Annotated in this window: 17 protein-coding genes; 5 read left to right on the top strand and 12 right to left on the bottom strand. The window is 71.2% G+C overall.

Going from position 1 to position 24,780, the window contains the following annotated elements; genetic code table 11:
• Positions 1-431 precede the first annotated feature (431 nt).
• From AWX74_RS08890 to AWX74_RS08870, 5 genes are all read right to left on the bottom strand, one after another.
• Positions 432-1,853 (bottom strand): septum formation family protein, encoded by a 1,422-nt coding sequence (locus tag AWX74_RS08890; RefSeq protein ID WP_091273549.1) that lies wholly within the window; start codon positions 1,851-1,853, stop codon positions 432-434.
• A 216-nt stretch (positions 1,854-2,069) separates the two neighbouring features.
• A complete protein-coding gene (locus tag AWX74_RS08885; RefSeq protein ID WP_091273547.1) occupies positions 2,070-3,722 on the bottom strand; it encodes an N-acyl-D-amino-acid deacylase family protein in 1,653 nt (550 codons plus the stop codon).
• A gap of 428 nt (positions 3,723-4,150) precedes the next feature.
• Positions 4,151-7,996 (bottom strand): indolepyruvate ferredoxin oxidoreductase family protein, encoded by a 3,846-nt coding sequence (locus AWX74_RS08880; protein WP_091273546.1) that lies wholly within the window; start codon positions 7,994-7,996, stop codon positions 4,151-4,153.
• Positions 7,993-9,243 (bottom strand): amidohydrolase family protein, encoded by a 1,251-nt coding sequence (locus AWX74_RS08875; protein ID WP_091273544.1) that lies wholly within the window; start codon positions 9,241-9,243, stop codon positions 7,993-7,995. Before AWX74_RS08875 ends, AWX74_RS08880 begins: the two co-directional genes overlap by 4 nt.
• A 139-nt stretch (positions 9,244-9,382) precedes the next feature.
• Entirely contained in the window at positions 9,383-10,459 is a 1,077-nt protein-coding gene (locus tag AWX74_RS08870; protein ID WP_091273541.1) for a zinc-binding dehydrogenase, read from the bottom strand.
• Between the two features lie 186 nt (positions 10,460-10,645).
• Here AWX74_RS08870 and AWX74_RS08865 point away from each other — a divergent pair, with 186 nt between their 5' ends.
• Positions 10,646-11,461 (top strand): SDR family NAD(P)-dependent oxidoreductase, encoded by an 816-nt coding sequence (locus tag AWX74_RS08865; RefSeq protein WP_091273538.1) that lies wholly within the window; start codon positions 10,646-10,648, stop codon positions 11,459-11,461.
• 269 nt (positions 11,462-11,730) lie between these two features.
• On the opposite strand, the gene AWX74_RS08860 is transcribed toward AWX74_RS08865, so the two are convergent.
• Genes AWX74_RS08860 through AWX74_RS08850 form a run of 3 tightly spaced genes read right to left on the bottom strand, consistent with a single transcriptional unit; the run spans position 11,731 to position 14,642 of the window.
• A complete protein-coding gene (locus tag AWX74_RS08860) occupies positions 11,731-12,258 on the bottom strand; it encodes a nuclear transport factor 2 family protein (protein ID WP_091273536.1) in 528 nt (175 codons plus the stop codon).
• The gene (locus AWX74_RS08855; RefSeq protein WP_091273534.1) at positions 12,255-13,433 is read right to left on the bottom strand and encodes an aromatic ring-hydroxylating oxygenase subunit alpha; all 1,179 of its coding nucleotides are present in this window, start codon (positions 13,431-13,433) and stop codon (positions 12,255-12,257) included. The genes AWX74_RS08860 and AWX74_RS08855 overlap by 4 nt, the downstream gene beginning before the upstream one ends.
• A gap of 3 nt (positions 13,434-13,436) precedes the next feature.
• A complete protein-coding gene (locus AWX74_RS08850) occupies positions 13,437-14,642 on the bottom strand; it encodes an amidohydrolase family protein (RefSeq protein WP_091273531.1) in 1,206 nt (401 codons plus the stop codon).
• 616 nt (positions 14,643-15,258) lie between these two features.
• Here AWX74_RS08850 and AWX74_RS08845 point away from each other — a divergent pair.
• On the top strand, positions 15,259-16,257 hold the full coding sequence (locus AWX74_RS08845) for a hypothetical protein (protein ID WP_091273528.1): 999 nt from the start codon (positions 15,259-15,261) through the stop codon (positions 16,255-16,257).
• A 220-nt stretch (positions 16,258-16,477) separates the two neighbouring features.
• Positions 16,478-17,026: an excalibur calcium-binding domain-containing protein gene (locus AWX74_RS08840; protein ID WP_207550282.1), complete on the top strand. Its 549-nt coding sequence runs from the start codon at positions 16,478-16,480 to the stop codon at positions 17,024-17,026.
• 250 nt (positions 17,027-17,276) lie between these two features.
• Here AWX74_RS08840 and AWX74_RS08830 read toward each other — a convergent pair whose 3' ends face one another.
• The 4 genes from AWX74_RS08830 to AWX74_RS08815 are packed head-to-tail and all read right to left on the bottom strand — an operon-like array spanning position 17,277 to position 21,866.
• Positions 17,277-18,422: an acyl-CoA dehydrogenase family protein gene (locus tag AWX74_RS08830; RefSeq protein WP_091273523.1), complete on the bottom strand. Its 1,146-nt coding sequence runs from the start codon at positions 18,420-18,422 to the stop codon at positions 17,277-17,279.
• Complete coding sequence (locus tag AWX74_RS08825; protein ID WP_091273520.1) at positions 18,419-19,648, bottom strand: acyl-CoA dehydrogenase family protein; 1,230 nt, start codon at positions 19,646-19,648, stop codon at positions 18,419-18,421. The genes AWX74_RS08830 and AWX74_RS08825 overlap by 4 nt, the downstream gene beginning before the upstream one ends.
• Complete coding sequence (locus AWX74_RS08820) at positions 19,645-20,727, bottom strand: acyl-CoA dehydrogenase family protein (protein ID WP_242666142.1); 1,083 nt, start codon at positions 20,725-20,727, stop codon at positions 19,645-19,647. The genes AWX74_RS08825 and AWX74_RS08820 overlap by 4 nt, the downstream gene beginning before the upstream one ends.
• Complete coding sequence (locus tag AWX74_RS08815) at positions 20,724-21,866, bottom strand: acyl-CoA dehydrogenase family protein (protein ID WP_242666141.1); 1,143 nt, start codon at positions 21,864-21,866, stop codon at positions 20,724-20,726. The genes AWX74_RS08820 and AWX74_RS08815 overlap by 4 nt, the downstream gene beginning before the upstream one ends.
• A gap of 84 nt (positions 21,867-21,950) precedes the next feature.
• Here AWX74_RS08815 and AWX74_RS08810 point away from each other — a divergent pair, with 84 nt between their 5' ends.
• Together AWX74_RS08810 and AWX74_RS08805 are read left to right on the top strand one after the other, a co-directional pair.
• Positions 21,951-22,766 (top strand): FadR/GntR family transcriptional regulator, encoded by an 816-nt coding sequence (locus tag AWX74_RS08810; protein ID WP_091273514.1) that lies wholly within the window; start codon positions 21,951-21,953, stop codon positions 22,764-22,766.
• Positions 22,767-23,088: 322 nt separating this feature from the next.
• The gene (locus tag AWX74_RS08805; RefSeq protein ID WP_242666140.1) at positions 23,089-24,276 is read left to right on the top strand and encodes an LCP family protein; all 1,188 of its coding nucleotides are present in this window, start codon (positions 23,089-23,091) and stop codon (positions 24,274-24,276) included.
• The last annotated feature ends 504 nt before the right edge of the window (positions 24,277-24,780 follow it).

Genomic DNA, 24,780 nt, shown 5'->3' with positions numbered 1-24,780 from the left:
CGACACCATCGAGGTCGAGGTCAAGTCCGCCGCGGGTGGGTTGCCTGCCTCGCTGACCGCGACCCTGAGCGCGTTGGCGAACCAACCCGGCGGTGGGACTGTCGTCCTGGGCCTCGACGAGCAGGCCGGGTTCCGCCCGGTCGGGCTTCCCGATCCGCAGGTCCTCAAGCAGGGTCTGGCAGCCAAGGGCCCGGGCGTTCGCCCCGCCAGTCCGCCTGACCATCGACGACGCGGAGGTCAACGGCGCCGCGGTGGTGGTCGCCCAGGTCCACGAGTGCGACCGGCCGGCCAAACCATGTCGCGTGGCGGCGACCGGCACGGCCTACCTCCGTGGCTACGACGGTGATGAAAGAAATCCCGCCCGAACCCGGCGGATCACGGTAGCGGGCTGACACCCGGGACAGCGACGGCGGTCGGCCGACTGGCGATGCTCAGACGTTGGCCGTTCCCGTTCCGGCGGCGGGGTGCGCAGGGTCGAGCCGGCCGGTGGTCTCCACGGCATGCCCGGAGCCATCCACCAGGCCGACCAGGCAAGTGGTGGAGCGGGTGCCCGCGCGCCAGCTTTCCGGACGGATCACATGCCAGGCACCCTGAGTGATCACGCCGCCGTTGCCGCGGGAGCCGTTGTCGTGCTCCAGGTAGGGCGCGAGCCGCGGCGCGCAGGCGGCCTCGGCGAGTTCGTCGTAAAGCTCGGCCGAGGGGGGTGCGCCGTCGGCCGTGTCGGGCAGGACGGCCGTTCCGACGCTCTCGGAGTGATGGGGCTCCTCGCATGGAACCACGCGGTCATCCTCGTCGGCGGCCTGCCGGAAGCAGGTACCTGCCGGGAAGGTCATCGCCTGGTCCGCTTCCCGGACACCGCCGGAAAACGTGTGGAGGGACCACGGCCGACTCGGATCGGCCTCGCCCTTGATGACCAGCCCACAGACGACCTCGCGACCGCCACTGCGCCATTCCGGCCGCCTGGGATGGATCGTGCTGGCCGCATAACGCCCGAACGGATCCAGTGGATGCCCCAGATAGGCGGTGACCAGCGGGCCGCAGTGATGATCCGCGACATCGGACCACCGGGACGGGTACGGTGCGTCGCCGGAGTAGGCCGGGCCCAGGTCGAGCCGGCTGACCGCCTCGAACAGATGCGGAGCGGTGCACGGGACGTCGTCCACTGAGACGTCGCCGGACATCTGCGGCCACCGGTAGCAATGCCCTGATTCCCAGCTCCACCGCTGCAGTTCGGGAAGGTTCTCGTCCGAGGCATCGGCCGGTTCGTCCCGATCCAGCCCCACGGGACCGGTCGACGGGCTCGGCGCGGCGGCGGGCACCGTCGTGCGCGGTACACCCACGGAATCGAGCTCCGACCGGACGAACGCCACCAGGGTGCTGATCAGGAGGGTCAGGCTGATCACGGCGAGGATGACCCGGCCGCGGGTCCATCCACCGCCGGTCGCGGACGGCGATGACAGCCGCGACCGACCGCGGGGCGGGCGCGGGGTGCGCCCCGCGGAGCCGGCCCAGCGCGCCCGCCTGGCTCGGGCAGACCGCGCCTTCGCCAGCAGCGGCGAGCGTTCGTCCTCGGCCGCTCCGAAGCGGGCGATCGCGTCCCGGGTACGTGCCGGTGCCTCGTATCGGGTCGCGGCGGCGACGAACGCGTCGTCGAGGACCAGCCCGGCGAACGGGTCCGGTTCCGCGGCACCGGTCGGCGGTGTGCGGTCGTCCGCCGGGGCGGATGTGCCGCCGGCGCGTACGGCACCCTCCGCAGGAACAGGAACGGCCCCGTCAGGGGAAACGGCACTGCCGGGCGGAACGGCACTGCCGGGCGGAACGGCACTGTCAGGGGGCATGCCATCGGCGGGCATGTGCGGGCTCCTCGGGTCAGGGAATCATCGGCTGGCCGCGGTCAGGCGGCGGACAGCACCATGAATCAACTGACACCGAATCAACTGACACCCAATGCGCTGATCTGGCTACCGTCGGCTGCGCAGCAGGCCATAGTAGGACAGAACGCAAAGAAGATCGCAATCGCCGTTACCGGGGCACGCGGCTCGTGCGGCGATCAGGCGACGATCAGGCGGCTACGAGGCGGTGCGTGCACGCAGGAGACGGCCGGGGGCGGCGTCGGGGAGGTCCTTGCCGGCGGTGCGGGTCGCGACGCCGTTCACCCAGACGTACTCGATGCCGGTGCTGCGCACCACCAGACGGTCCGCGCCGCCCGGCTGGTCACGGACCCGCTCGACCGGGGTCGTGCCCACCGTCGCCGGGTCGAAGGCGACCAGGTCGGCGTGGAAGCCCTCCTGCACCAGGCCGCGCTCGGCGACGCGGAAGGCCTGCGCCGGCTGGCCGGTGAGCCGCCACACCGCGTCCTCCAGCGACAGCGCGCCGCGCTCGCGGACCCAGTGGCCGAGCAGATGGGTCGAGTAGCACGCGTCGCAGAGCTGGCTGGCGTGGGCACCGGCGTCCGACAGCCCGAGCAGCGTGCGCCGGTCGGCGAGCAGGTCACCGACCTCGGCATCGCCGTCGTTGTCGAGCACCACCCGGAACCGGGTCAGCTCGGTGTCGCCCAGCGCCAGGTCGAGCATCAGGTCGAACGGGGTGGTGCCCCGCTCGGCTGCCAGCCGGTCGAGCGGGATGCCGACGGCGTCGTGGTGCGCGCCGGTCTCCTCGACGTCGATCTTGGGCCAGCGGTGGCTCCACGCGGCCAGCGTCGCCGGGCGGGCCCGCTCGCGCCAGGTCTGGTCCCGGTACAGGTCGGCGCGTTCGGCGCGCGGCCGGGCCAGGACTTCCTTCCACTCGTCGATCTCGGCGAGCGGCACCGGATCGTCCATCGTGATCTGCATGACGATCGGGCGGCAGGCGATCTGCGGGTAGACCTCGCCGGGCAGCGCCGCACCGCGCTCGACGGTGCGCAGCGCCGCGCCCGGCTTGTCCGCCCGGGCGACCAGCGCCGTCCAGGTCACCGGAACGTTGTAGCGGGTCGCGAGCTCGGAGAACTGGTCGACGAACAGGCCGGGGCCGATGGAGACCTGCACGACGCCGCGACCTAGCTCTCCGAGCACCGAGACCAGCTCGTAGACCTCGCTGACCTCGGCGAATCGGCTGGGCACCGGACGCCCGTAGGCACCCTGGTGGGCCGGCTGACGGGAGGTGGAGAACCCCAGGGCACCCGCGTCGAGCGCCTCGCGGACGATCTCCCGCATCCGCCCGATCTCCTCGGGCGTGGCCGCCCGTTCCTCGCCACCGGTGACGAACGCCCGCAGCGGTGAGTGCCCGAGGAAGGCACCGACGTTGAGGCGCTTGGGCCGGGCGTCGAGCGCGGCGAGGTACTCGGGGAAGGTCTCGAAGCACCAGTCGATGCCGGAGTCGAGCGCGTCCAGGGACATCCCCTCGACGTTCTCCAGGATTCGCATGATCGTGTCGCGGTGCTCGGGGCGGGTCGGGGCCACCCCGAAGCCACAGTTCCCCATGATCACGCTGGTGACGCCGTGCCAGCTCGACGGGGTGAGGTCACCGTCCCAGAGGATCTGCGCGTCGTAGTGCGTGTGGACGTCGATGAATCCCGGGGCGAGGGTGAGCCCACCCAGGTCGACGATCTCCGTCTCGGCGGTTGGGGTCAGCTCGCCGGGCGCGGCGACGGCGACCACACGGCCATCGCTGACCGCGACCTCGGCGGGGCGGGCGGGAGCCCCCGTTCCGTCGATCAACGAGGCCTGACGCAGCAGGAGGTCCATCGAGACTCCGATCGGTCACCAGCGAGCAACGATCCTCACGAAGATAGCAAATGCTCACTTAGTTTTCGAGCGACCCAACCTCGTCGACCAGATGATCTTCACCAGGGCACTGGTCCGCAGCGGCCGCTCCGCCACCCCGAACGTTCTCGACTCTTCGAGCTGTGACCTCAGGCCGCCGCCCGGCAGTCGCCCCTGCTTCCGAACAAGCCCTGCCGCCCGACCGCCGCACGGCCGCCCACCGGACATCCCGCGCCGCCGCGCAGCACGCGGCAAATAGCCTCAAGAGGTCCAAAAAGGGCGGAGCGCCGCCCGGCAACCCGCAAGGAGGAAGGATTTCGGTTGTCGCAACGACCGAAATCCTTCGCTCTTCGGACTCGCCCTCCCGGGCCGCCGGGCTCAGCGCCGCGGAGGGGTCCCCTACAGCATCCTCAGCTCTTCGCGATCTGGCCGGAGGACCCGTTGCCGTCGCCGGCAGTGGCCGTGACGGCGCCGCGGGCGGCCTCCAGCTCGCCCCGCAGCCGGCTGACCTCGTCTCGCCATCTCGCCACGGCGGCTTCCTTGATCTCCCCGTAGCCCTTCACCGCCTGCGGGGAGCGGGCGGCCCGCAGCAGCGCCTCGTAAGGCACCGCGGGCCCCGGTTCGAGCAGCTCGGTCATGAGCCGTTCGAACTCCTCGATCACGGCGCGCTCGGTGCGCCGGTCCGCGAGCAGGCCGAACGGGTCGAAGGGCGTCCCGCGCAGCGGCTTCATCGCGCGCAGCAGGTGGAACGCGGCGGCGTAGGGCCGGCCCATCGGGAGCTTCTTCGACACGCCCAGCGCGCGCAGCACCGGCGGGTGGAGATGGTAGGTCACCTGGTACGGGCCGTCGATGCCCAGCTCACTCGCGACCTGGTCATAGTCGACCTTCAGGTGCAGCCGAGCGACCTCGTACTCGTCCTTGTAGGTCAGCAGCTTGAACCAGGCCTCGGCCACGGCGCGGGTGAGCTCCCACCCGTGCTCGGCTCCGTCGCGGGCCGCCGCCTTCTCGACCAGCCCCACGAATCGGCGTGCCAGCCCGGGACCCGAGTAGTCGATCACCTGTGCGGTCCGGCGGACGAGCAGCTCGCGCAGATCAGGCAGCTCACGCAACGCGCTCGGCAGGGCCGAACCGTCGACCAGAGGCGCGGCCCGGTCGAGCGCCACCGGCGATGGATCGTGCAACGCCGGGCCGCTCGCCGAAGCCCTTCCCGCCGCCGCGGAACCACCCGCCGGGGAACCACCCGCCGGGGAACCGCCTGCCGCGGAACCGCCCGCCGACGGGTCCGCGGGGCCCACTGCCAGGCAGGCCTCGACCGCGGCGGGATCGTGCGCGGCCCACCGGCCCCACTCGAACGCCTCGCGGTTCGCGGCGGCGGCCCGGCCCTGGCGCCGCAGCGCGGCCTCGAGGTCGTCCAGGGTCAGCGGCAGCCCGCCGAGCTGGAACGCCGCCCCGAGCAGGACGACGTTGCCGAGGAGCTGGTCGGCGAAGACCCGCTCGGCGATCCGCCGCCCATCCACGAACGCCGTGCGCTCGGTGCCGAGCCGGCCCTCGACCGCTCGGCGCAGGTCGTCGGGATCGGGCGCGGCGGCGTTGCCCTGGAGCATGGCGGTGGTCGGGGTGAGCTCCGCCTCGACCACCGCGATGGTGTGCCCGGGCCTGGTCCGGCCCAGGTTGGAGGCGGTCGCGGCCTGCAGGATGTCTCCGGAGAGATACAGGTCCGCGCCGCCGGACCCGACAGTGGCGGACCCGATCTCGGCCCGGGACGTCGCGAGGTTCAGGTGCGAGACGACCGCACCCGCCTTCTGCGACAGCCCGGTCTGGTCGACGCCACCAACGACGAGGCCGGCCTTTTCGGCCGCCGCGGCGATGATCCGGCTCGCGGTGACGATGCCCGTCCCGCCGATGCCGGTGAGGTAGATGCCGTACTGGCCGTCGACGCGCGGGGCGTCCGGCACCGGCAGGGTGCCCGCCGGGAGCGCGGGCCGGGCGTCCCGGCCACGCCGGCGCCGGCCGCCCGCCGAACCGGGACCGGCCCCCGAACCGACACCACTCCCCGCCGCCGCACCACTCCCCTGCTCCGGGATGTCCGCCTTCGGCGCGCGCCGCGCGGACCGCGCGGCCCGCGCCGGCCGCAGTCGCGACCGGCGCTTCGGACGCACCGTGACGAACGACGGGCAGTCGCCGTCCAGGCAGGTGTAGTCGCGGTTGCAGGACAGGTCGTCGATACGCCGCTTGATCCCGAGCTCGGTCTCGACGGGCAGCACCGACAGGCAGTTGCTCTTGGTGCCGCAGTCGCCGCAGCCCTCGCAGACGGCCTCGTTGATGACGACCCGCCGGGGCGGTTCGGGCAGCTCACCGCGCTTGCGCAGCCGCCGCGCCTCAGCCGCGCAGCGCTGGTCGTAAATGATCACCGTCACGCCGGTGACCTCGCGCAGCTCCTCCTGGACCTGCGGCAGCGCATCACGCCCGCGTACCTGGACCCCCCGCGCCCAGCGGGCCCGGCGCCCGTACCGCTTCGGGTCCTCCGCGCAGACGACGATCCGCCGCACGCCCTCGGCCTCCAGCGCCCGGGTCATCGCCGGGACGTCCATCAGGCCGGTGACGTCCTGGCCGCCGGTCATGGCCACGGCAGCGTTGTAGAGGATCTTGAAGGTGATGTCGGCGCCGGCCGCGACACTCGCCCGGATGGCCAGCGTCCCGGAGTGGCTCAGCGTGCCGTCGCCGAGGTTCTGGATGAGGTGCGGCTCGCCTACGAACGGCGACAGCCCGATCCACGGGACGCCCTCGGACCCCATCGGCGTCGGCGGCATGCTGGTCATGCCCTTGTTGCGGCTCTCGAAGTACATGATCCCGTGGCAGCCGACGCCACCGCCGACGAGCGCGCCGTCCGGGAAGACGGTGGAGCGGTTGTGCGGGCACCCGCTGCAGAACCCGGGCGACCGCGAGGGCAGGTCGATCAGCGGCAGCGGCACCGGCACCCGCCGTGGCTGCGCGGCACCCGCGGACGTGGCGGCGGACCCGGAAGCACCCGCGGACACGGCCAGCTCCGGGCGCACCCGGGTGAGGGCCTTCGCGATCACTGCCGGGTCCAGCTCGCCGACGCTGGAGAGCAGCGTGCCGCCGCCGACGGCCCGCTTGCCGTTGATCGGCGTCAGAACCCCCGCCTCGTGCAGCACCGAGCGCAGGTGCGTCTCGACGAACGGCCGCTTCTCCTCGACGACGACGATCTCGTCGACGGACCGGGCGAACTCGGTGACGGTGCTCTCCACCAGGGGATACATCATCCCGAGCTTGAGCACCCGCACGCCCGCGGCGGCGAGGTCGCCGGGACGCACACCGAGATCGGTGAGCGCCTGGACGACGTCGAAGTACGTCTTGCCACCGCAGACGATGCCCAGCGGCGCGCCCGGGGCGGCGCCGACGACCCGGTCGAGGCCGTTGCGGCGGGCGTAGGCGGCGGCGGCGCGCAGCCGGTGGTCGACGACGAGCGCCTCCTGGCCGGGCACCGCGTGCGGGCCGATCGTCACCTGCGGCCGGTGCCGCCACGCGACGCCGTCGACGAGCACGTCCGAGTCCGGCGGGTCCACCGGGTCGTGCCGGTCCAGGTCGAGGTCGACACTGCCGACCCCGTCCGCCACCGCAGTGACGATCTTCATCCCGACCCAGGAGCCGCAGTAGCGCGACAGCCGGTAGGCGTGCACACCGAGGTCGAGGACCTCCTGCTGGTCACCGGGGTACAGCACCGGCACGCAGGCGTCCTCGAAGGTGAACAGGCTTTCGCAGGGCAGCGTGGACGACTTGGCCGTCGGGTCGTCGCCGCAGAACATCACGACGCCGCCACCGGGGCCGGAGCCCATCGCGTTGGCGTGCTTGAGGACGTCGCCGCAGCGGTCGAGGCCGGGCGTCTTGCCGTACCAGGCCCCGACGACCCCGTCGACCTCGGTGTAGCCGCTGACCGCGCCCATCTGGCTGCCCCACACCACCGCGGCGGCGAGCTCCTCGTTCAGCCCGGGGCGGTGCACGATCCGGTGCTCGCCGAGCTGCTCGGCGCCGAGGCGGTCCAGCGTCAGGTCGAAGGTGCCCAGCGGGGAGCCCGGGTAGCCGGAGACCATCGTCGCGGTCGTCAGTCCGTCCCGGGCGTCGACCTGCTCGCGCACCACCAGCAGGCGGGCCAGGGTCTCGACGCCTGACAGCAGCTTCGCCGCCGCCCGGGCGGGGCGCGCCGCGGCGGTTTCCGTCCCCACCACCGTGGTCATGGGTAGAGCCTCGGGTTCACGTAGGCGAACTCGCCGCCCTTGAGCACCGCGCGGCGGCGGTCCGGGTCCTGCAGGACCGTGATGTCGGTGGTCGGGTCGCCGTCGACGATCAGCAGGTCGGCGAGCGCGCCGGGACGGATCTGGCCCACGTCGAAGCCGACGAGCGGGCCCAGGTCACGGGTGGCGGTGTTGATCGCCTCGACCGGGCTCATACCGACCAGCTCGACGTAGCGCTCCAGCTCGGCGGCGTAGGTGCCGTGCCGGGTCCACTGGTGGCCGAAGTCGCCGCCGGCGACGATGCGGATGCCCTCGTCACGCAGCAGGCGCAGGCCCTCGACCTGGGCATGGAACTCCTTCTCGTACCCGGCGCGCTCGATCTTGTCCGGGGTGACGCCCCACGGCTCGGCGTGGCCGCTGACCATCGCGTAGAGGTAGTGCAGGCCTGGGCACACCCAGACGTCGTCGCGCCGGGCCCGCAGCTCGCGCAGCGCGGCCTCGTCGAGGAAACAGGCGTGGTGGATGAGCCGCACCCCCGTGCGGGCGGCCATCGCGACGCTGGCGGAGCCGCGGGCGTGGACGGAGATGAACGCCCCGTGCCGGTCGGCCTCGTCGACGGCCGCGGCCAGCATCTCGTCGTTCATGTAGACGTCGTCGGAGGGGTACTCGGGGACGATCCCGTCGCCGGAGATGAACAGCTTCAGCACCCGCACGCCGGTGTCACACTGCCGGGCGACGGCCTCGCGCAGGTCACGGGCGTCGGTGACGACGGTGGTCATCCCGGTGTCGGCGCTGATCGCGCCCGCCTCGGTGATCATCGTGCCGCTGGGGAGGATGCGCGGACCCGGTAAGTAGCCGCGGTCGATCGCGTCCCGGGTGCGGATGTCGTCGAAGGGCTGGGAGACCCCGGCGCCGATGACGAGGGTGTAGCCGCTCTCCAGGTAGGTGCGGGCCACCGCGGCGACGTCGAGGGCGTGCGGCGCCGCGGGGGCGTTCGCCACCGAGACATGGTCGAAGACGAAGTCGAGTGGCCAGCTCAGGTGCACATGGGCGTCCCCGAGCCCCGGCAGGACGGCCGCGCCCCGGACGTCGACGACCCGCACCGCGTGCTCGTCCACCGCCAGCCGCCCGGCGCTGACCTCGGCGACGCGGTCACCGTCGAGCAGGATGTCGCCGTCGGCGATCACTCCTGCCGGCGGCTCCGAGCAGGTCACTATCCGGGCGTTTCTGATCAGCGTGCGCTCGGTCATGGTCGCGTTCCCCTCCCGACACGTCGACGACAGGTCTCACCCGCCGCCACCCGCCCAACCCCAGCTCGCCCAACTCCAGCTCGGCCGAGCCCCAGCTCCGCCCGCCGCCAGCTCCGCCAGACGTCAGCTCCACCCGACGTCAGACGATCACGGTTCGGATGCCTTCGGCGCGGTTGAGCAGGGCGATCCCGTCGTTGATCTCGTCAAGGCTGATCTTGTTCGAGACCATCGAGCTGAGGTCCAGCCGCCCGCTCTCGGCCAGCCGGATGAATCGGGGCATGTCTCTGAGAATCTGCGCGCCCCCCACCACGGAGCCAGCGATGCGCTTGCCGGAGAAGATCGCGGAGATCGCCGGCAGGGTCAGCGTCGCGTCCTTCGCGGGCATGCCGACCAGGGTCACCGCGCCCTCGGCCCGGGCCATGTTGAAGGCCTGCACCATCAGTGCGGGCAGCCCGACGACCTCGAAGCTGTAGTCGACGCCGCGGCCCGCGGTCAGGTCGCGGACCTGCGCGACCGGGTCGCCCTCGGCCGGGTCGATCACGTGGGTCGCCCCGGCGAGCAGGCTCGTCTCGCGCCGCCCCGCCGACAGGTCGATGGCGATGATGGTGGCCGCGCCGGCGATCCGCGCGCCCTGGATGACGGACTGCCCGACACCACCGCAGCCGATCACGGCGACGGACGAGCCGGGGGTGACCCCGGCCGTGATGAGGGCGGCACCGAGCCCGGTGGTCACGCCGCAGCCGATCAGCGCGAGGTGCTCGTCCGGCAGGTCGGTCTGGACCGCGATCACCGAGGCCTCGTCGACCACCATCGCCTCGGCGAACGTCCCGCAGCCGCACACCGCGGGCGCCTGGCGGCCGTCGGGCAGCGTGAAACGCAGTTTCGCCTTGACGGGACCACCCAGCTCACAGTGGTTCGACATCCCGTTGATGCACCACCAGCACGAACCGCAGGCCGGCGAGACGGAGGCGAGCACCCGGTCGCCCACCCGGACCCGGCGGACCTCCGCGCCGACCTCCTCGACCACGCCGCAGGCCTCGTGGCCCGGCACGGTCGGAAGCGGCAGCGGCGAGAGACCGTTGATGACCGTCAGGTCGGTGTGGCAGATGCCGCTCGCCCTGATCCGGACCAGCACATCCCGCGGGCCGACCGCAGGCTGCGGGACATCCTCCAGGACCAGCGGCTTCTCGGCTTCGTAGGCGACGGCGACCCGCACGGACGATCCTCCTATCGGCACGGACAGGCGGCGGCACGGGGAGACACGTGCGCTGGGTCCGCGCAACAGCGCCGACAATATTTCAGTAACCGCTCACTCCGCAAGACCTACGACATTTGCCGTAAGTATGTGAGCACTCTGTTATCATTCGGGTCTGACAACGGTGCCGACGATGGTGAGGTCCTCGTGGGGTCCCTGGATGGCCGCGTAGCAATCGTCACCGGCGCCAGCCGCGGCATCGGCGCGAACATCGCCGAGCGCCTCGCCGGCGAGGGGGCGGCCGTTGCCCTGGTCGCGCGCACGGTCGACGCGGGGTCCGCGCCGCTGCCCGGCTCGATCACCGAGACGGTCGAGCGAATCCGGGCCGGCGGCGGCGAGGCCGTCGCGATCCGGGCCGACCTCACCGACCCGGCCGACGTCGAGACGGTCATCGAACGGGCCGAGGCAGCCCTCGGGCCGGTCGACATCCTGGTCAACAACGCGGGGGTCAACTTCTACGGCCCCGCGCTCGACATCAGCCCACGGCGCTACGCGCTGATGTTCCAGATGATGGTCCACGCCCCCTTCCGGCTCTGCCAGCTCGCCGTCCCCGGCATGGTCAGCCGCGGCCGAGGCTGGATCGTGAACATCACCTCGAAGCAGGCGCGGCACCCGGCCGGCCCGCCTTACCCGGACTGGTCGCGCGACGGCTGCGTCCCCTACGGCATGTGCAAGGCGGCGCTCGACCGGCTCTCCACCGGCCTCGCCGCGGAGCTTGAGGGCACCGGGGTCGCCGTCAACGCACTCGGCACGGCGGGCCTGGTCATGACGCCGGGCGTCGCCGTCGTCTCCCCGCACACGCCGGACAACGTCCCGGTCGAGCCGGACAGTGCGATGGCGGACGCGGCCCTGCGGCTGTGCGGCGTGGACCCGGCAACCGCGACCGGAAAGATCGTCTACAGCATGCACTACCTCGACCAGCCCTTCCAGGAAGGCCCCTGGGCGCTCGCCGAGACCTTCTGAGACCCACGGAACACAAAGCGCGAAGCCGAGGCCGGCCGCCCCCTTGATCGGCGGGCGGCCCTTTGGTCGAGACGGTCTCGCTGCGGTCGAGCAAGGCCTGAGGATTCCGGTCGCCAGAACGACCGAGATCCTCCACTCTCCGGTCCACAGCTTCAAGCCGCCGCCACGGCCGACATTGCGGCCAGACAAGAGTGGAGGATTCCGGTCGTCGGAACGACCAGAATCCTCCACTCTTCGGACAGGCCGGGCCCTCGGGCCCTGGGCGAGCGCTAGGCCGGGTCGAGCGTCGCCAGCAGCAGGGCGGTGTCCTGCTGGAAGACCCTGATCTCGCGGATCATGCCCGCCCGCACCCGGATCAGCTCGACGACGTCGACCGTCGCCGAGCGGCCGGTGGACGTCGCCGTCCAGGTCTGGGTCGTGAGCTGGACGACCAGCTCACCTGCGTCTCCGGCGTCCCCCGACTCCCCGGACCCGCCCGCGTCGCCGGACCCGCCCGCGTCGCCGGAAACGCCCGCTGCAGGACCCGCCGCGGCACCGGTACCGGCACCGGCACCGCAGCCGTTGATCCTGGTGTCGCTGATCGTGCGGCGCCAGAAGCGGGCGAACTCGACGCCCATCCGCTCGACGCCGGCGTGCCCGGAGTACCAGCCGCCGTGCGGGAGGGACGCCGGCTGCTGGATGCGGATCTGCGGGTCGAACAGCGCGAACGCGCCGTCCCGGTCACCGGCGAGGAACCGCCGGGCCAGCTCCTCGACCACGGCGGCCGGGCTCTCCCGCGCGAGCGCGTTCCCGCTCACGCCTCCCGGGCTTTCCGCTGCTCGCGGTAGGCCTCCACCGCCGCGGCGAAGTGACGGTGCAGGTGCTGCGGGGCCGGCTCGTTGCGGCCGAACACGACCGTGTCGAATCCGCCCGTGCGGACACCGGGCTCCGTGCGGCCGGCCACCCAGAAGTCCTCACCGTCGACGACCGTCTCGCAGATCCACGGTGCCATGTCGACGGCCTTGGCGCGCTCCGCCTCCGAAAGCCCGGGACGCAGGTAGACGGAGTGCAGGACCTGGGAGGTGGCACTGCCGGTGGGCATGATCTGCCACAGCTCGATGTGCCGGCTGTCGAAGGTCATGCAGGTGTTCGGGAAGAGCGAGTACTGGTAGCTGAAATGCTGCGTGACGTCGCCCCACTCCCCTTCGGGCCGGTCGATCAGCTCGTCGATCGAGCGCAGCGCGGAGCAGTTGCGCAGGTGCGCACCGAACGCGTCGAAGGTCAGCACACCTCCGTACGCGTAGGTCCGCAGCGTCTTCCGGTGCAGGTAGTTGAAGTGGTAGTTCTCCCGGAAGGTGTCGAGCGTGACCTTCCAGTTGGCCCCCACCTCGTGGATGTGCGGCGCGTTGTGCGGCGCCCACCCGGAGAAGTCGAGCATGGCCAGCTCACCGGCGAGCTGCGGGCCGAGGTAGGCGTCGATGTCCAGCGGCTCGCCGCCCGGCCGCAGCCGGCCGACGATCAGCCCGTACCCCTCGGCGACCGGCAGTTCGACGAGCCCCTTGTCCTCCCGGCACATCCCGTCGAAGTACTGCTCGGACGGAACGCTGACCAGGCTGCCCTCCAGGTCGTAGGTCCAGGAGTGGAAGGGGCAGCTGAACCGCCTGGCCTTGCCCGTGCCGTCCGCCAGCCGCACACCACGGTGCCGGCAGGCGTTCGTCAGTGCCCGGAGCTGACCGCCCGCGTCCCGCGTCAGCAGGATCGAGGTGCCGCAGATGTCCACCGTGTGGTACGTCTCCGGGCCGGGCAGGGCACCCGAAAGGCACAGCACGATCGGCTGGTTGCGGAAAAGCGCCTCGAACTCGTCCGAGAAGTACCCGTCCGAGTAGATCTCGGTCGACACCTCGAGCACCGAGTCGACGACGTCGGTGGTGTTGTTCTCGATGTGGTCGAGCAGCCGGCGTACCAGGCTGTGGTCCAGCGACTCCCTGTCCACGCCTCAGACCTCGATCGTCGCCGGGTCAGCCGGGGTGAAGTCGTAGACGCGGCAGGCGTTCCCGACCGCGATCTTGTGCTGGACGTCCTCGGAGAGGTGGGCGAGCCAGCCGCTGGCGAGCTTCGAGGTGTCCGGCCAGGTGGAGTCGGAGTGCGGGTAGTCGCACTCCAGCATCACGTTGTCCTCGCCGATGATGTCCAGCAGCCGGATGCCGGCCGCGTCCTCGATGAACGTGCCGAAGACGTGGTCGCGGAAGAGCTGGCGGATGTCGGTGTCGAGGTTGAAGTTGGCGGCGCCCTTGGCCTCGCCGCGCTCGTGGCTCGCGTTCATGTCGATGTCGAAGCGCGACGCCCAGAACCGCTGCTTGTCGATGACCTGCTCGGCCCGCTCCAGGAAGTACGGAATCCAGCCGATGGAGCCTTCGGAAAGCGCGATCTTCAGGTTCGGGAACTTCTCGAACTTGCCGCTGAACAGCCAGTCGAGCAACGTGCCGGCCTGGTTCGCCGCCGCCGAGTAGGCCATGAACGCCAGCGTCGGCATGTCCGGCGAGGTGCGGATCAGGTTCGACGAGGAGCCGACGTGCATCGAGACCACGAAACCGGTCTCGTTGCAGGCGTCCAGCATCGGGTCCCAGAAGTCGGTGTGGATGGACGGGAGCCCGAGCTTGGTCGGGTTCTCCGAGAAGGCGATCGACTTGGCGCCGCGCGCCGCCGTGCGCCGGATCTCGGCGGCAGCGGCCACCGGGTCCCACAGCGGGATGATCATCATCGGAATGAAGCGCCCCGGGTAGGCGGCGGCGAAGTCCTCCAGGATGAAGTCGTTCCAGGCCTGCACGCCCAGCAGGGCGAGCTCCTTGTCCTTCGCCTCGTGGAACACCTGCCCGCAGTACCGAGGGAACGACGGGAACAGGATCGAGGAGAGCACCAGCCCCTGGTTCATGTCGGCCACCCGGGCCGCCGGCTCGTAGCAGCCGGGCCGCATGTCCTCGTACGAGATCGGCTCCGGCGAGAACTCCTCGCGGGACTTGCCCGCGACGGCGTTGAGACCGGTGGTGACGATCTGCCTGTCCTCGTAGACCCAGAACTCGGACGTACCCTCGCGCACGATCCGCGGGCCCGTGTCGCGCCACTTCTGCGGCAGCCGCTCCTGCCAGAGCCGTGCCGGCTCGATGAGATGGTCGTCGACTGAGATGAACCAGCCCAGTGTCACAAGTCCTCCCTGACGGCCACCCACTCGACGGCCACGCACCTGACGGTCACTGGAGCGATCAACTTCGTAAGAAAGCGAACGCTCACCTATATGTTAGCCACGGCACGCCCCGGGCACCAGCCACACTCGTCGGCCGCCCGCCAGGAGGAATCGATGACGGCGAGCCTGCCGGTGTCAAGCCGAAGGCGGTCGAGGTGGCGGAGGCTCCGGGTGCGCGGGTTGGATCCTCCTGGCTGCCAGGTCCCGATCTCGACTCCTCGCACCGCGCGTGGTCGGCCCCGCGCACCCTCGAGCCCCGCGCACCCTCGAGCCCCGCGATGACGACCCGGCCCGCATCCCTGCCTCATCGCGCCCGACCAGCCCGCGGAACCGATGCCGAACAGTTCATTGACGCACTGTTCCGTTCAGTCAAGATCTCAGTCGGGAGCCAATCGCTCCGGTAGCGCGACGCTCGTGGTGATGCGGTTTTCCTGCGCGCAGATCGACGAGGCCTACGTCTGGAGCGAAAACGGCAGACCAGGACGTCCACCTGGAGCTTCGACGCCCGCATTTGGCCAAGCACATGTACAGGTCGGCCAGAACCGCAGACCGGTCCGAGGCGACTACGATGACTGCTGTGGGAGCCGAGGTCTGGGGAACCTTCGCCGTAAACGATCACTGCCGGAGTGACGCGTTTCTGCGCGAGGTGCTGCTGTTTGACCGGATCGTCGTTCCAGTGCCGGCATCGGCCGCCGAACGGGACCGGTGGCGGCATCCCAATCCGAACGACCCCGATGAATCATGGGACCCGGACCGGCTTGAAAGCATGCTCGCCGTACTGGGCACTCAACGGCAGCCCACCGGGGATGGCGCCGAGCTGGTGTGGGAGTCTCCCTGGGATCCAGGCCGCTGGCAGGCCGGCCGCTCCCGGGTCGACGTGGCCACGACCATTACCAGCATCGATGCTTTCTATGGCACCCGCCTGGTACTCGCACTGGGTGACGACCTGCCTCGCGCGGTAGAAGCCGTCGCCGCCTATCCCTCAGAACGTTCCTGCTATGACGACCTGAGCCCCACGCCATCTCCCGACGAACCGACCGCCGCCGATGCACTGGTAATGCTGGCCCAGCCCCTCCTGGTGCCCGACCTTTCCGATGGCGATTATTTGCGGGCCCTGCACGACGTTGTCACGCTCGCCAACGACCCGGATTTTCGGGCCGCCCGAGGCGCTTACCACGACTGGTTGCGCAGTTTCGTCGCCCGGCTACAGGTACCCGGCGCAGGTCTCGCTGCCGTCCAGCTGGATCAGGAATCTGTCACCGTGGCGCGCAGGCAGCTGACCGCCCTCCTGACAGCGGAGCGCCGGGTGCTGGCGAACAGGCGAAGCCGACGTCGGTGGACCATGATCGAGTGGGCGATGACCGTCGTCGGTGCCGCCGCGTCGGTCGGGCTCGCGTTGACCAGCCCGGAGGCTGCGATCGGAACCGGCAGTGCGATCGCCGGGTTCGGGGGTTGGGTCGCCGGGAGGCGGACGACGCCCCCCGAGTCCCGACCGCTGTGCGGAGCCTCCATGTTTGTGGCTGCCGATGAACGTCTGGACCTCTTCCAAACACCCCCACGGCCACCGACTGGTTAGTGCGTCGGAAGGCCCGGCGGCTCATCCGACCGCTTCCTCCGGTACACGACCAGCGACGCCCGCACCACCCCGGCACCCTGGGTGTGATTGACGATACGTTCGGTCAACCTGGCAGTTACACCGAAGTCCAATGACCACACCGAAGTCCCAGTCGCAAAGCCTGATACCTGGACATAACTGCACCAACCCCAGGAAACTCCGGCAAATGCAAGCACGTGCGATGGCCCGAAGGCCAGCGGAGTGGAGCGCCCAGGCGGTCAGGTGGGCGCGCCTGCACCCGCGGGCAGGCGGCGGCATCGGCGGGGCCTTCCTGGTCCTCCTTCTCGTCGTCGCCGCACTCGTGCCCGCGCAGGGGCCGGGCAACGCCAGCACCGCCGCGACCGGGACGGACCTGCCGCCGACGACGAGCCCTGCCGGCGCCCTGGCACCGACTACCGCTCCCGCACTGCTACCGGTGCCGGAGGTGGTGTCCGTCCAGGAAGCGGCGCCCACGCCGACAGCACCCCCGGTGATCCGACGGCCACAGACCACGGCACCGGCGATGCCGGTCGCCGCTTCGACGCCCGCAAGCCGGCAGAAGACCACCCAGAAGGCCACCCATCCCGCACCGAGCGCCACACGGAGCCCAGCGAAGGCCACCCCTTCACCGGCCGTCTTCTACAGCTCCTGCCTCACCGCGCGTCTCGCCGGGGCGGCTCCGCTCTACGAGGGCCAGCCCGGCTACTCACGCTGGCTCGACTGGGACGGCGACGGGGTCGCGTGCGACTGACCAACGAGCGAGATCGCGCCTGGGCGCCCGCGAACGCTACTGGGGAGGGCGCGCTCGCCGAAGCGCTCGGCTGCGAACTGCTCACTGGCGACACCAAGCTCAGGAACGCGGGCGGGCACCGCGGGGCTGTCATCGTCACCCGATAGCAGCAGCGGTACGCACCGCCCGCGTCCTGACGTCGACGCTCGACCAGCACCTCGTACTGGGACGGGCGCCCAGTCGCATACGCCGGAGACGGTTCTGGCGGAGCTCAGGGGGCGGTGAACCGCGCCGCGAGCCGGGCCCGGTGGGCGGCCGGGGCGCCGAACAGCGTGCGCCCCAGCAGAGCGCGCTTCAGGTAGACGTGGACCCCGCCCTCCCAGGTGTAGCCGATGCCACCGTGCAGCTGCATCGCCGCGCCGGCGATGTCGACCGCCGCGGCGCCGAGGTACGACTTCGCCCGGGAGACGGCCACGCTGATCTCCTGATCGTGCGGACCCGCCGGATCGTCCGCCGCTGCCAGCGCCCGCACCGCCGCGTCGAGCAGCTCCCGCCCCACCGTGATCTTCACGTACATGTCGGCGCAGGCGTGCTTCACCGCCTGGAACGAGCCGATCGGACGTCCGAACTGCCGGCGCGTGCCGGCGTACTCGACGGTGGCTTCGAGCATCGCCTCCGCCAGGCCCAGGCTGTCGCAGGCCAGGGCCAGTGCGGCCCGGTCCAGCAGCCGTCGGGCCGAGGCCACGGACGCGGCCGGGTCGGCTCCGCGGAACCGCCACACGGCGCCCGGGTCGACCTCGGTGCCTTCCACCACGACGGTGCCCAGGTGACGGGTCTCGTCGAGCACCGGACGCTCGGACACGGTGACCCCGGGATCGGTCGGGCGCACCGCGACCACGACCGGCGTCCCGGACTCGTCCGCGGCGAGGAGCAGGATCCGGTCAGCACCGGCCGCGTCGGGGACGAAGTCCGCGTTCCCGCTCACCACCACCCGACCGGCCCCGTCCGCCACCGCCCGGAACACGGGTGAGTCGCCGTCGCCGGTGGGCAGCGCGAGGGCAGGGCGCTGCTCACCCGCGGCGACCGCGCGCAGCAGGTCGTCACGCGCGGCGCCCGCCTCGAGCAGGCACAGGGCGCCGACAGCCAGGACGGCCGTGCCCAGGTACGGCGTGCTCGCCGCGGCCCGGCCCAGCTCGTGCAGGACGACCGCCACCTCGGCGAACGTCGCACCAGCCCCGTCGAACTCCTCAGGGATCTCCAGACCGAGCCAGCCGGTGTCGACCAGCAGCGACCAGTCGACCGTGGGGTACGTCCGGTCGGGCCCGGCCTTCGCCGCGTTGCGGCGCAGCAGGTCCCGCGCGACGGCGCGCAGCTCGCGGTGCAGTTCGTCCCACTCGCTCGCGGGCGTCGCGCTCATGACGCCACCGGTTCCCGGGGCAGGCCGAGGCCGCGCTCACCGATGATCGTGCGCTGGATCTCGCTGGTCCCGCCGGGGATGGTCCACTCCCACGATCCGATGAAGTCCAGCACCCACGCTCCTGACTCCCAGCCGCTGGACGCGGGCTTGCGCAGCTCGGCGTGCGCTGGCAGCCCGGCGACCTCGACGGCGAAGTCCATCGTCCGTTGCAGCAGCTCGCTGTAGAAGAGCTTGACGACCGAGGCGTCCGCCGGGCCGGCGGTGCCCGCCTCGTGTCGTTCGACCAGCCCGCGGCACAGCGCCCGCAGGCCGGTGATCTCGGTTTCCAGCTCGGCGAGCCGGTCGGCCACCCGGGGGTCGTCGACGGGACGTCCACCGCCGGGCCCCGGGGTGCGGCAGGTGTCGACCAGCCAGCGGAAGCCCGCGTTGCCGAGCCGTTCAGCCAGCTCCAGCATGGTCATCCCGCGTTCGGCGGCCAGCGTCGCCTGGGCCACCTGCCAGCCGGCGTTGACCGGGCCGACGAGGTTCTCGGCCGGGATCACCACCCCGTTGAGGAAGATCTCGCAGAAGTGGGAGTCGCCGATCGCGTTGCGCACCGGACGGACGTCGACACCCGGCGAGCGCATGTCCATCAGGAAGTACGAGATGCCCTTGCGCTTGGGTGCGTCGGGGTCGGTGCGGGCGAGCAGCAGGCACCAGTCGGCGTGCGCGGCACCGCTGGCCCACAGCTTCTGCCCGTCGACGACGAACGTGTCGCCGTCGCGGCGCGCGACGGTGCGCAGGCTGGCCAGGTCGGAGCCGGCCTCCGGCTCGGAGAAGCCCTGGACCCAGATCTCGCCGTCGAGGATCGCGGGCAGATGCCGGCGGCGCTGCTCGTCGGTGCCCGCGACGAGCAGCGTCGACGCGGCATGGTGGATCGAGACGAAGCCGAGCACGAGCCGCGGCGCGTCATGCGCGGCGAGCTCCTGGTACAGGACGACCTGCTGGGCGGCGGGCATCCCACCGCCCCATTCGGCGGGCCAGTGCGGGACGGCGTAGCCGGCGGCGCGCAGCTGCTGGAACCAGTCCTGCTGGAACGCGGCGAACTCCTCCGCGGAGGCGCCGGTCTGGGCCCGTCGCCAGTCGGACGGAACGTTCTCCCGGCACCAGCGCTGGACCTCGGCGCGGAACTCGGCGAGGTCCACGGGGCCAGCCGCGCCCACGCCGCTCCCGGTCGAGATCGTCATCGCTGCTGCCCCTCGAACCGCGCGACGGACGAGACGGCCTGCGTGGCGAACGGGCCGGCGAGCCCGATCCGGCCGATCCGGCGGGTCAGGTGGTCGCGGGTCGCCGCCTGGCCCAGCGGGAGGCGGCGCAGCGGCTGGCTGTACCGGGAGATCCACGACAGCGTCGTCTCGTCGCAGAACCCCATCGCGCCATGGAGCTGGTGCGTCACGCGGAACACCAGGTCGGCGGCTTCCAGCGCGGCGAGGCGCAGCGCGAGCGCGTCGTCCACCGCCTCCGGGCGGCCGGTCGCGACCGCCCACAGCGCGTATTTCGCCAGCTCCTCGACGCCGACCCGCTCGACCTCGGCGTCGGTCAGCTGGAACTGCACGCCCTGGAACCGGGCGAGCGGCTGGCCGAACTGCTCCCTGGCCAGGACGTGCGCGCGGGCCAGCTCCATCGCGCGGTCGAGCATGCCCAGCAGCGTCCAGCAGGGCAGCACCAGGCCGAGGGCCAGGTCGGCGAGGCCGTCGACCGGCTCGTCAGCGGCCGGACCGGCCGAGACCTCTGGGGCCGAGGTCGGGTCGGGGATCAGCTCCGTCACGAAGGCGGTGTAGCGGGGCGAGCCGACCGGCTCCGCGGCGGTCGCGAGACCGCGCCGGCCGTCGAGGGTCACCGTCGACCAGCGCGGTCCGAGCCCGGCGACCGGTGCCGCCGGCCCGGGGCCGGTGCGCGGCCCCGGCTCGGATCCGGCGATCACGACCAGACCATCGGTGGAGCCGCCGGAGCCGGGGCCGTCGGTGGGGCGGCACAGCCGCTCGGCCACCGGGTACGGCAGCGCCCACCAGCCGGCGGACTTGCACAGCGCGGCCGCCGCCTCGAGCTCGTCGGCGCCGCCACGGGGGTCGAGCTCCCAGGCTCCGAGTTCGTCCAGCACCGGTTCGACGAGCTCGACCCGCCGGGCCGGTTCCCGCTCGGCGTCCTGGACGAGCTGGTCGCCGCCGGCCGCCTCGAAGGCGCGCAGGGCCGTCCGGCCGAACTCGACGGCCTCCTCGCTCAGCTCGGTGTTCATGACTCCGGTGTTCATGACGTCGGTGCTCACCGGGCCGCCAGCAGGGAGCGTGCCATCAGGATCCGCTGCATCTCGACGCTGCCGGAGGCCACGGTCGCGGACACCGAGTAGCGGCGGTGGTCCTCGACGGCGCGGCGGAACCGCTGGCCTTCCTCGTCCGGCAGGGAAGCTCCGGCGACGATGTCCATGAGAACCTCCGCGCTCTCCTGGTCCAGTCGGGTCACGGCGATCCGGTAGGCCGCCGAGTCCTCCGGGCGGATCCGGCCGCCGGACTGCAGCGACACCACCCGGTAGGCGAGCAGCCGGGCGCGGCGGGCGTGCACGAGCATCCGGGCCCACCGGCTGCGCAGCTCTTCGGGCAGCTGGTCCCATTCGGCGCCCAGCGCCGCCGGCGCGGCCTGCAGCAGGCGCTCGCAGCGCGCGTACCGGGCGATGCCGACCCGTTCGAAGGCCAGCACCTCCTGCACGATGGCCCAGCCCCCGCCGACGGTGCCGAGGACGTCCGCCTCGGTGACCCGCAGTTCGTCGAAGAAGACCTCGTTGAGATGGTGCGGACCGATCATGCTCGGGATCGGCCGAACCTCGATCGCGGGGTCGGACATCGGGACCAGGAAGATCGTGAGCCCCTGCTGCTTACGCTGCTCCCGCGAGGTGCGGGCCAGCAGGAAGCACCACTGCGCCATGGTGGCGTAGGACGTCCACACCTTCTGCCCGCTGACCCGCCAGCCGCCGGTCTCGGGGTCCGGCACGGCGGTGGTGCGCAGTGAGGCGAGGTCGGAGCCGGCCTCGGGCTCGCTGAAGCCCTGGCACCAGATCACTTCACCCCGCGCGATCGGGGGGAGGTGCTGGGCCTGCTGCTCGGGGGTGCCGTGCCGCATGATCGTCGGACCGACCCAGTTGACGCCCATGTACTGCGCGCCGCGGGGCTCGTGGTGCGCCCACATCTCCTCGCGGACGACGGTCTGCTCCCAGGGGGTCGCGTCGCGCCCGCCGTACTCCGCCGGCCAGGCCATGCACAGCAGGCCGAGGTCGGCGAGCGTCCGGCAGAAGCTCTGGGCGACCTCGAGATCGGCGGGGTCGTCGGTGAAGGCGCCCAGAAAGTCGGGCGGCACGTGCTTGTGGACCAGTTGACGCAGGTCGCGCCGGAGTGCCGCCACTCCCTCGCCCATGTCGTACTCCATGAACGGCAGACAGTAGTCGCAAACCGCTCAACCTTCAATACTTATAAAGATAAAGAGGCGTATGATCCTGGTGTGCCTACCAGCCGCCCGGGACGAGTCTCACAGGTCAGGATCGCCGAGACGGTCGCCGCGGCGCTGCGCGAGCGCATCCTCACCGGCGACTACCAGCTCCCGACCCAGGACCAGCTCGTCGGGGAGTTCGGCGTGAGCTACCCGTCCGTCCGGGAGGCCATCCGGATCCTGGAAACCGAGGGCCTGGTCACCGTGCGGCGCGGCAAGGTCGGCGGGGCCGACGTGCACCGGCCGGACGAGACATCCGCCGCCTACCATCTCGGGCTCGCGCTGCAGGCCGGCCGGGTCACCCTCGGCGACCTCGCGGTCGGCCTGCAGACGTTCGAGCCGCAGTGCGCGGCCCAGTGCGCGCTGGCCACCGCCGCGGACCGCAGCGAGCGGATCGTGCCCGCGCTGCGGGCGAACATCGAGGCCACGACCAGCCTCGTCGGCAGCGGCGACGGCAGCGCGTTCACGCATGCGGCCCGGGAGTTCCACGAGCTCGTCGTCGCGCTCACCCCGAACGCGACCATCCGCCACATCGTCGGCAGCCTGGTGGCGCTCTGGTCGGCGCAGGAACGGACCTGGGCGGAGTCGGTCACCAGCCGGGGCGAGTACCCCGACGAGGTCGAGGCCGAGCAGGTCGTCCGGGCCCACCGCCGGCTCCTCACCGAGATCACCGCCGGGCGGGCGGCGGCCGCCGAGCGGATCGCCCGCGCGCACCTCGTCGCCTCCCAGGCCTACCTGCTGGACAGGTTCGACGACAGCGTGGTCACCGTCACGAACGCCCGGCCGCTCCAGGCGCCGGGCGTACCGAGCCCGCTGTGGCGGGTCTGACCGCCGACGACGCCTTGCGGGGCCGGCGCTGCCCGTAGGCAGGAATCTCGAGCGGCAGTGAGCAGGGGTAGAGCTCGACCCGAAGAGCCGAGGATCTTCGTCGTCCTGGCGACCACAAACCTCAGATCCTCGCCCGGCGGACACCAGGTGATCTCTCCGCCCCGGGCTGCTCCTAGAATCTCTCCTCCGAGCACTGTTCCCCATACAGCCCACCAAAAGGGGGCCCTGGATGAGTGGACGGCGATGGACACCACAAGTCCCGAAACGACGTTCCGGGACAGTTCCATTCGACCTCAACGGTCACGGGAGCTCTCAGCGCCGCGTGTCCCGCCTGATTCCTCGGGGGTTCCTCGGATCCCTTTCCCTGCTACTCCTCATCAGTATCATCAGCGGCTGGGCCGACAACCAGACCGACCCGTACGCCCGCGCCAACAAGCTCATCGAACCACTCCATCTAGACCTCAGCCATACCCATTCTTCCGGGCTGCGAGACGGCGCCACCAACTATCTGATCGTCGGCACCGACAACCAGTCAGGCCCCGAAAGGGAGCATTCCGAAACCACGATCCTCGCGCACTTCGGCGAGGACAACACGGTGACCATGCTCTCCTTCCCGGGCGACACCCTGGTCACAATCCCCGAATACACCGACTCCGGCGGCCGGCAGCATCCCAGACACAAGGGAAAGCTCAGCTCCGCGATCTCCGAAGGTGGGCGGGCACTGCTTGTCCGGGTGATCGAGTCACTCACCAAAATGCGCGTCGACCATTACATGTCGACCGACTCGGCGGGTTTCAAGGCCATCACCGACGCGGTCGGCGGCGTCGACGTGTGCGTTCTCCCCTCGGACTACGGCGAGCGATTCAAGGACGATGACGGCGTGTGGCGCACGAGCACCAACACGAACGACCCGATAACCGGCTGGTCCGGTGGCCCGGGAACCGTACATGTCAACGGCGATCAGGCGCTCGCCTTCGTCCACCAACGGCACGGCCTGCCAGGCGGTGACATCGACCGCATCCACCGCCAACAGCAGTTCACGGGCGCGGTCCTGCGCAAGGTCATCGTCGGAGGGATGCTGGCCAACCCCAACCAGCTTGAACGGCTTGTTCACACAACGACGTCCGCGCTCACCCTCGACGAGAAAACCACCATCATGGACCTTCGCGGGCTTGCCACCCGGGTGAGCCGCATCGGCTTCGCCGGGATCGACATGCAGACCCTGCCGACCCACGCCCCCACCAGGGGCGAGGGGGCCGTCAACGACCGCGGCGAAATCCTCGTCGACGGCCAGCCGGTCGCCGTGCGGCTCTACGATCTCGCCGGCCTGGAGAAGATCCTCGCGCCGCTCGGCGGCTCCACCGGAGTCGTCCCCTCCGCCAGCAACGGCGGCGATGCCGATGCGATGCGTCCGGGTCCGGGTCCGGGTCCGGGCCCCACCATCTCCAGCCCAGCCTCCCCTTCGACTTCGCCCGCAACACCACCAGCCACGAATCACTGCACCTACTGAGCTTTTGATTGCGAACCCCACCCGCAGGGGATCCCACGCCGCCGCGCGGCACCGGTAATTCCCCTCAAGGTGGGCAAAAGGGGCGGCCAAGCACCCGACAACCCGCAAGAACGAAGGATTCTGGTCGTAAGAACGACGAAAACCCTTCGCTCTTGCGACTCACCAAACGGTCACCGGGCTGCCGGCTGCCGGGCAGCTCGAAGCCGCCGATCGAAGAGTGGAGGATCTGTGTCGTTCCGACGACCGAAGTCCCACGATCTTGACCGACAGCAATGCCAACCGCAGCGGGGGCCCGAAATCGTGGGTCAAGACGGCCATCGTTGGGCTCCGCGCCCACCTGAGGCGACTGTGTCAGCGGTCACTGCCGGTCGAGGCCTGGTCTCGATCTTCAGCCGGGTGGGTTCCGTTGATCTCGTGCCGCCCTCTCGGCCAAGCGGCCTCCGGCCGGCGGCATCGCCCGTGACCGGCGGTTGACCACGATCCCGCCACCTGCACCAACCCGCC

Source organism: Parafrankia irregularis, assembly GCF_001536285.1.
GTDB classification, from domain to species: Bacteria; Actinomycetota; Actinomycetes; order Frankiales; family Frankiaceae; genus Parafrankia; species Parafrankia irregularis.
The sequence above is the reverse complement of the archived record's forward strand: the minus strand, read 5'-3'. Positions and strand labels throughout refer to the sequence as shown.

Bases quoted from the DNA above. Each gene is read 5' to 3' on its own strand.
- AWX74_RS08890 (WP_091273549.1), bottom strand. From the start codon at position 1,853: ATGCCCGCCGATGGCATGCCCCCTGACAGTGCCGTTCCGCCCGGCAGT.
- AWX74_RS08885 (WP_091273547.1), bottom strand. From the start codon at position 3,722: ATGGACCTCCTGCTGCGTCAGGCCTCGTTGATCGACGGAACGGGGGCT.
- AWX74_RS08880 (WP_091273546.1), bottom strand. From the start codon at position 7,996: ATGACCACGGTGGTGGGGACGGAAACCGCCGCGGCGCGCCCCGCCCGG.
- AWX74_RS08875 (WP_091273544.1), bottom strand. From the start codon at position 9,243: ATGACCGAGCGCACGCTGATCAGAAACGCCCGGATAGTGACCTGCTCG.
- AWX74_RS08840 (WP_207550282.1), top strand. From the start codon at position 16,478: ATGGCCCGAAGGCCAGCGGAGTGGAGCGCCCAGGCGGTCAGGTGGGCG.
- AWX74_RS08830 (WP_091273523.1), bottom strand. From the start codon at position 18,422: ATGAGCGCGACGCCCGCGAGCGAGTGGGACGAACTGCACCGCGAGCTG.
- AWX74_RS08825 (WP_091273520.1), bottom strand. From the start codon at position 19,648: ATGACGATCTCGACCGGGAGCGGCGTGGGCGCGGCTGGCCCCGTGGAC.
- AWX74_RS08815 (WP_242666141.1), bottom strand. From the start codon at position 21,866: ATGGGCGAGGGAGTGGCGGCACTCCGGCGCGACCTGCGTCAACTGGTC.